Below are 6558 nucleotides of genomic sequence, written 5' to 3' on the forward strand. Positions count from 1 at the left end.
TAACAGAATTATGAAGACAAAATTAATGCGATTCATTACCTCTTTTTTTGAAAGTTGGAGAGAAGAAAAAAAGTGCTGGCAAATCAGCCGGAATCTATTGTGGAGCACACGGATATTACCGTTACACCTTCCACAAACCATCCTGTTGCGGAACGTGTAAAGAACGTGCCGGTTAGTCTGACGGATCAGGTAAACCGCTTCCTGCAATCTACCTACGATTTTCGTTATAATTTGCTGACGGAAGAAACCGAATACCGTCCGGCAGATGGGAGAGGAGAACCTTTTGCACCTGTGGGCAGGCGGGAACTGAATTCTTTCTGCCTCGAAGCGCATGCACGGGGCATTGCCTGTTGGGATAAAGACATCAGTCGTTATCTCTATTCTACCAGTGTACCCGGTTATCATCCTTTCCTTCTGTATCTGGACGAACTTCCGGCCTGGGATGGTATTGACCGTCTCGAAGCATTGGCGCACCGTGTTTCTTCTGATCCATTGTGGATAAAACACTTCCATATATGGCTGCTTGCCCTTACTGCACAATGGCTGGGCATAACGGGAAAGCATGCTAACAGTGTGGCTCCTATCCTTATCAGTACGGAACAAGGCTGTTTGAAATCTACCTTTTGCAAGAGTTTAATGCCTGAAACCCTGTCACGTTACTATTCGGATGAAGTGGAGTTGACTTCAAAAGGAAACGTTACCCGAAAAATGTCGGAAATGGGTCTGCTGAATCTCGACGAGTTCGATAAATATCCCGCTTCTAAAATGCCTTTGCTGAAGAATCTGATGCAGATGGCGGAGCTGAACCTTTGTAAAGCCTATCAGAGAAACTATCGCAACCTGTCGCGTATCGCCTCTTTCATAGGCACAAGCAACCGTTTCGATTTATTATCCGATCCTACGGGAAGCCGGCGTTTTCTTTGTGTGGAAGTGAAGGGGAAGATAGATTGTTCCCGCATTGTGCACAAACAAATCTATGCCCAGTTGAAGCAGGAGCTTCTGAAGGGTGCCCGATATTGGTTTACGGCAGAAGAAGAACATGAATTGAAGGAGCATAATAAGATGTTTCAGCGTCGCAGCATAATGGAAGAAGTGCTTTATGCCTGTTTCCGTCCTGCCACAGCCGAAGATCGGGATGAAATGGTGCAACGCCTTTCCGCGGCAGACATTTTCAAGGTTTTGAAGAGACAGAATCCGGCCGCCATGCGGGGAGTTAATTCGAATGCGTTTGCCCAATTGTTGGCGCCATTGGGATTTTCCCGCTCACGTAGCCGTTATGGGAATTATTATGCGGTCATTTCTTTGTCCGAAAATATCCCTTCCACCCGCTAACCCCGATGAATCGGGCGTTTCGGTAGTGTGGAAGGGTAGGGATACTCGCTATGAATATGGCAAAAGCTGGTTTGACTGAGGAAAACAAGAATAGGTACTCAACGGTTTTTAGAGAATATTTTTTGATGAAATTCGAAACAAATGAATGCTTTTGTTGTTGAATGTGAAAAAAAACGTATCTTTGCAACTGAACTATTTGACATGATGATATCTTATATAATATGTCATGTCCTCTTCCGGAACAGTCTAAATGTGGCAATTTAATTGATGCCCGGATGAGCGTAGCCTGTATCAGTCATTGGTACGGGCTTACTCGTCCTGTGTCAAGGGTGCGCCACATACCTGACTGTTGGGATTGGTAATGCCCCGTACCACTAATATATTATTAGCCGTATAGGGTTGATTTTAAACTTATTAATCAAATACTATATGGCTAATTGGCTTTCTATACAAGCAGCTGCCGAAAAATACGGCGTATCTGAGGAGTTAATCCGGGAAAGGATTCGGCTCAATTATTTGACAATCTCTTCTTTAAAGAGGGATCCTTTTGAAGATCCGGACCCACTGGTGGATACTGACGAACTCGATAGAGCTCTTGAATTAAAATCGATACAATCCTATCCTGACGATGAAACTATTGAGCGAATTCCGAGAGGGCATTTAGACTGGATTTACCAGGAGAATTCCCGATTAGCAAAAAGGAATGATGATCTGCGGGAGGAGAATTATTTGCATGTTCAGTGGGAGGCTAAGCTAAAAGCTGATTTAGATAAAATGATAGAGCTTACCGATCGTTTGAACTCGTTGCACCAGAAAATAGTGGAAGACTATAAGTCTACGCTCAGTAGCCGATTTGAATTTTGGCCTTCTTTCTGGCATTTACTCTTCTCCAAAAAGAAATAAAGACCTAACTTGATAACTAATACCTCATCTAACCAGTATATATTGTTTTTTTTATCCTTTTCATCTTGTGAGTACGGAGTTTCGTGAGGAGCTCCGTCTTTTTTTGTATGCCCTCCCTTTCTATTTCTATTCATTTCTCCTTCTCCCGGGAGGAGGAGTACCCCGTAGGGGGGAGGTGGTAGGTGAGCTCATCTTTCTTTTCTTACCTGTCAGCCCCTTCTTCCCCTGTTCTTTTCTTTTCCTCGTACCCGCATATCCCTATTTTCCCTCTTTCCCGCCTCCGTCTACGCGCACATGTTACGCGCACGTATATATATAATGTATCCCCTTCCACCCCCTTTCATACTTCCTTTCAAATTTATGTTCTACAACATCCTTATCAATCAGCCATTTACGAAATTGTTTCAGAAATATGGTGAAAAAGTGATAGATATATTTGGATTGAATCGTAATATGCCCTACTTTTGCATCCGCTTTCCAAGAGACGGTAAGCCTTGCAATTGACATTCTGACAGAAACGGCGTAGGAACTCCACCGTTTTTCTTTTCTTTGGGCTTAATTCCAACCAAGAATACAGCATTTTAAAAGAAAAAAGAAAAAAAACTTCCGGAAACATTTGGAAGATATGTGATAAAGTTCTTACCTTTGCGCCCGCTTTCCAAACGAAGGCAATCGATAATTGACTTGCTGATTAGGAAACCGGTGTTGTTAAGAACTCCTTTCTCTTTCCTCTTTTATCTCCCTTTCGCAAAGAGAGACGACGAGAAAAAGAAAAAAGAAAAAAAACTTCTGAAATTATTTGGAAGATATGCTTAAAAGTTCTTACCTTTGCATCCGCTTTCTGAAAAGAAAAGCAGTTTTGAAAAGAAGCGATCTTTGAAGAATTTACATAAACAATACAAGTAGTACAAGAGCAGAATGCTACAATGGTTAGTAATGAATAATTAATAACCAAGCGTACATTCTGGGTATAAAAAAAAGAACCGTCAAGTAACTTATATATATAGGTAATTTGAAGACTTTTAATAAACCGAGCGTCCTGAACAGAGCAAAATCACTAGTATTCTTACTAGTAATAACAATACTTTTACAATGAAGAGTTTGATCCTGGCTCAGGATGAACGCTAGCTACAGGCTTAACACATGCAAGTCGAGGGGCAGCATGGTCTAGCAATAGACTGATGGCGACCGGCGCACGGGTGAGTAACACGTATCCAACCTACCGGTTATTCTGGGATAGCCTTTCGAAAGAAAGATTAATACCGGATAGTATAACGAGAAGGCATCTTCTTGTTATTAAAGAATTTCGATAACCGATGGGGATGCGTTCCATTAGTTTGTTGGCGGGGTAACGGCCCACCAAGACATCGATGGATAGGGGTTCTGAGAGGAAGGTCCCCCACATTGGAACTGAGACACGGTCCAAACTCCTACGGGAGGCAGCAGTGAGGAATATTGGTCAATGGACGAGAGTCTGAACCAGCCAAGTAGCGTGAAGGATGACTGCCCTATGGGTTGTAAACTTCTTTTATATGGGAATAAAGTGCAGTATGTATACTGTTTTGTATGTACCATACGAATAAGGATCGGCTAACTCCGTGCCAGCAGCCGCGGTAATACGGAGGATCCGAGCGTTATCCGGATTTATTGGGTTTAAAGGGAGCGTAGGCGGAAGCTTAAGTCAGTTGTGAAAGTTTGCGGCTCAACCGTAAAATTGCAGTTGATACTGGGTTTCTTGAGTGCAGTAGAGGTAGGCGGAATTCGTGGTGTAGCGGTGAAATGCTTAGATATCACGAAGAACTCCGATTGCGAAGGCAGCTTACTGGACTGTAACTGACGCTGATGCTCGAAAGTGTGGGTATCAAACAGGATTAGATACCCTGGTAGTCCACACAGTAAACGATGAATACTCGCTGTTTGCGATATAATGCAAGCGGCCAAGCGAAAGCATTAAGTATTCCACCTGGGGAGTACGCCGGCAACGGTGAAACTCAAAGGAATTGACGGGGGCCCGCACAAGCGGAGGAACATGTGGTTTAATTCGATGATACGCGAGGAACCTTACCCGGGCTTAAATTGCAACTGACGGATTTGGAAACAGATCTTCCTTCGGGCAGTTGTGAAGGTGCTGCATGGTTGTCGTCAGCTCGTGCCGTGAGGTGTCGGCTTAAGTGCCATAACGAGCGCAACCCTTATCTTTAGTTACTAACAGGTCATGCTGAGGACTCTAGAGAGACTGCCGTCGTAAGATGTGAGGAAGGTGGGGATGACGTCAAATCAGCACGGCCCTTACGTCCGGGGCTACACACGTGTTACAATGGGGGGTACAGAAGGCAGCTACACAGCGATGTGATGCTAATCCCAAAAGCCTCTCTCAGTTCGGATTGGAGTCTGCAACCCGACTCCATGAAGCTGGATTCGCTAGTAATCGCGCATCAGCCACGGCGCGGTGAATACGTTCCCGGGCCTTGTACACACCGCCCGTCAAGCCATGAAAGCCGGGGGTACCTGAAGTCCGTAACCGTAAGGAGCGGCCTAGGGTAAAACTGGTAATTGGGGCTAAGTCGTAACAAGGTAGCCGTACCGGAAGGTGCGGCTGGAACACCTCCTTTCTGGAGCGGCGCTCAAATTCAATTAAACGATTGAAACAAATATTAGAGGTTGGTTCTTTTGTGATACTTCCATTAGAACCTCTTGGACTACGCGTAGTTGTTTATATAATATAAGAGAAAGAAGAAGCCGAGCCGCAAGGCGAGGGTTTGACTGACAGTCCTATAGCTCAGTTGGTTAGAGCGCTACACTGATAATGTAGAGGTCGGCAGTTCAACTCTGCCTGGGACTACTCTTTAAGTAATTACAAATTATGAATAAAAATTACTCCGTTCGGACTTGTAGTTGTTATTTAGTAATTCGTAATTAAAAGGGGGGGATTAGCTCAGCTGGCTAGAGCACCTGCTTTGCACGCAGGGGGTCAACGGTTCGAATCCGTTATTCTCCACTCTACCTTTTCTAGGTAATCGATCTTTGACATGATGTACAAAAAAAAGTAAAGTTATAACAAGCTGAAAGTATATATCGAGCCATACGGCTAGGTAAGACTAAAAGTAAGTAAGGGCGCATGGCGGATGCCTTGGCTCTCGGAGGCGATGAAGGACGTGATAAGCTGCGATAAGCCGCGGGTAGGTGCAAATAACCTTTGATCCGCGGATTTCCGAATGGGACAACCCAATATCTTGAAGAGATATTATCCATCTAATGATGGAGGCGAACGCAGGGAACTGAAACATCTTAGTACCTGTAGGAATAGAAAATAAATAATGATTCCCCTAGTAGTGGCGAGCGAACGGGGAACAGCCCAAACCATATGTGTTACGGCATGTATGGGGTTGTAGGACCACGTCGTGGGACGACAGTTAGTGAGTAGAATGATCTGGAAAGTTCAGTCATAGACGGTGATAACCCGGTATACTAAGCTAACTTAACCCTAGTGGTATCCTGAGTAGCGCGGGACACGAGGAATCTTGCGTGAATCTGCCGGGACCATCCGGTAAGGCTAAATACTCCCGAGAGACCGATAGCGAACCAGTACTGTGAAGGAAAGGTGAAAAGCACTTCGAACAGAAGAGTGAAATAGTCCCTGAAACCATGCGCCTACAAGCGGTCGGAGCAGCTTTTAGCTGTGACGGCGTGCCTTTTGCATAATGAACCTACGAGTTACTTTTTCCGGCAAGGTTAAGGATCTTGAGATCTGCAGCCGAAGCGAAAGCGAGTCTTAATAGGGCGGATAGTCGGAAGGAGTAGACGCGAAACCAAGTGATCTACCCTTGGCCAGGTTGAAGGACAGGTAACACTGTCTGGAGGACCGAACCGATAAGCGTTGAAAAGCTTCCGGATGAGCTGAGGGTGGGGGTGAAAGGCTAATCAAACTTGGAGATAGCTCGTACTCCCCGAAATGCATTTAGGTGCAGCCTTGATTTATACTAATATGAGGTAGAGCGACTGATAAGATGCGAGGGCTTCGCCGCCTATCAAGTCTTGACAAACTCCGAATGCGTATTAGTTCTATATCAGGAGTGAGGGCATGGGTGCTAAGGTCCATGTCCTAAAGGAGAACAATCCGGACCATCAGCTAAGGTCCCGAAATAATTGCTAAGTTGATCTAACGAAGTCAGATTGCTAAGACAGCTAGGATGTTGGCTTGGAAGCAGCCATTCATTTAAAGAGTGCGTAACAGCTCACTAGTCGAGGAGTTTGGCGTGGATAATAATCGGGCATAAGCAATTTACCGAAGCTATGGGATGTTTATACATCGGTAGGGGAGCA

Annotated in this window: 2 protein-coding genes, 2 tRNA genes and 2 rRNA genes (1 of these 6 cut by a window edge); all 6 read left to right on the forward strand. The window is 44.9% G+C overall.

Annotated elements, in window-relative coordinates:
• Nucleotides 1-114 precede the first annotated feature (114 nt).
• Nucleotides 115-1332: a VapE domain-containing protein gene (locus tag VYM24_RS08530; RefSeq protein WP_425286653.1), complete on the forward strand. Its 1218-nt coding sequence runs from the start codon at nucleotides 115-117 to the stop codon at nucleotides 1330-1332.
• A 429-nt stretch (nucleotides 1333-1761) separates the two neighbouring features.
• Nucleotides 1762-2235: a hypothetical protein gene (locus VYM24_RS08535; RefSeq protein WP_044272243.1), complete on the forward strand. Its 474-nt coding sequence runs from the start codon at nucleotides 1762-1764 to the stop codon at nucleotides 2233-2235.
• Between the two features lie 1089 nt (nucleotides 2236-3324).
• Nucleotides 3325-4847, forward strand: a 16S ribosomal RNA gene (locus tag VYM24_RS08540).
• A 156-nt stretch (nucleotides 4848-5003) separates the two neighbouring features.
• Nucleotides 5004-5077, forward strand: a tRNA-Ile gene (locus VYM24_RS08545).
• Nucleotides 5078-5159: 82 nt separating this feature from the next.
• Nucleotides 5160-5233 (forward strand) — tRNA-Ala (locus VYM24_RS08550).
• A gap of 100 nt (nucleotides 5234-5333) precedes the next feature.
• Nucleotides 5334-6558, forward strand: a 23S ribosomal RNA gene (locus VYM24_RS08555); it runs 1658 nt beyond the window's last position.
• Together the 16S and 23S rRNA genes with 2 tRNA genes alongside form the textbook arrangement of a ribosomal RNA operon.

Source organism: Bacteroides sp. MSB163, assembly GCF_036416795.1.
In the GTDB taxonomy this organism is placed as follows: Bacteria; Bacteroidota; Bacteroidia; order Bacteroidales; family Bacteroidaceae; genus Bacteroides; species Bacteroides maternus.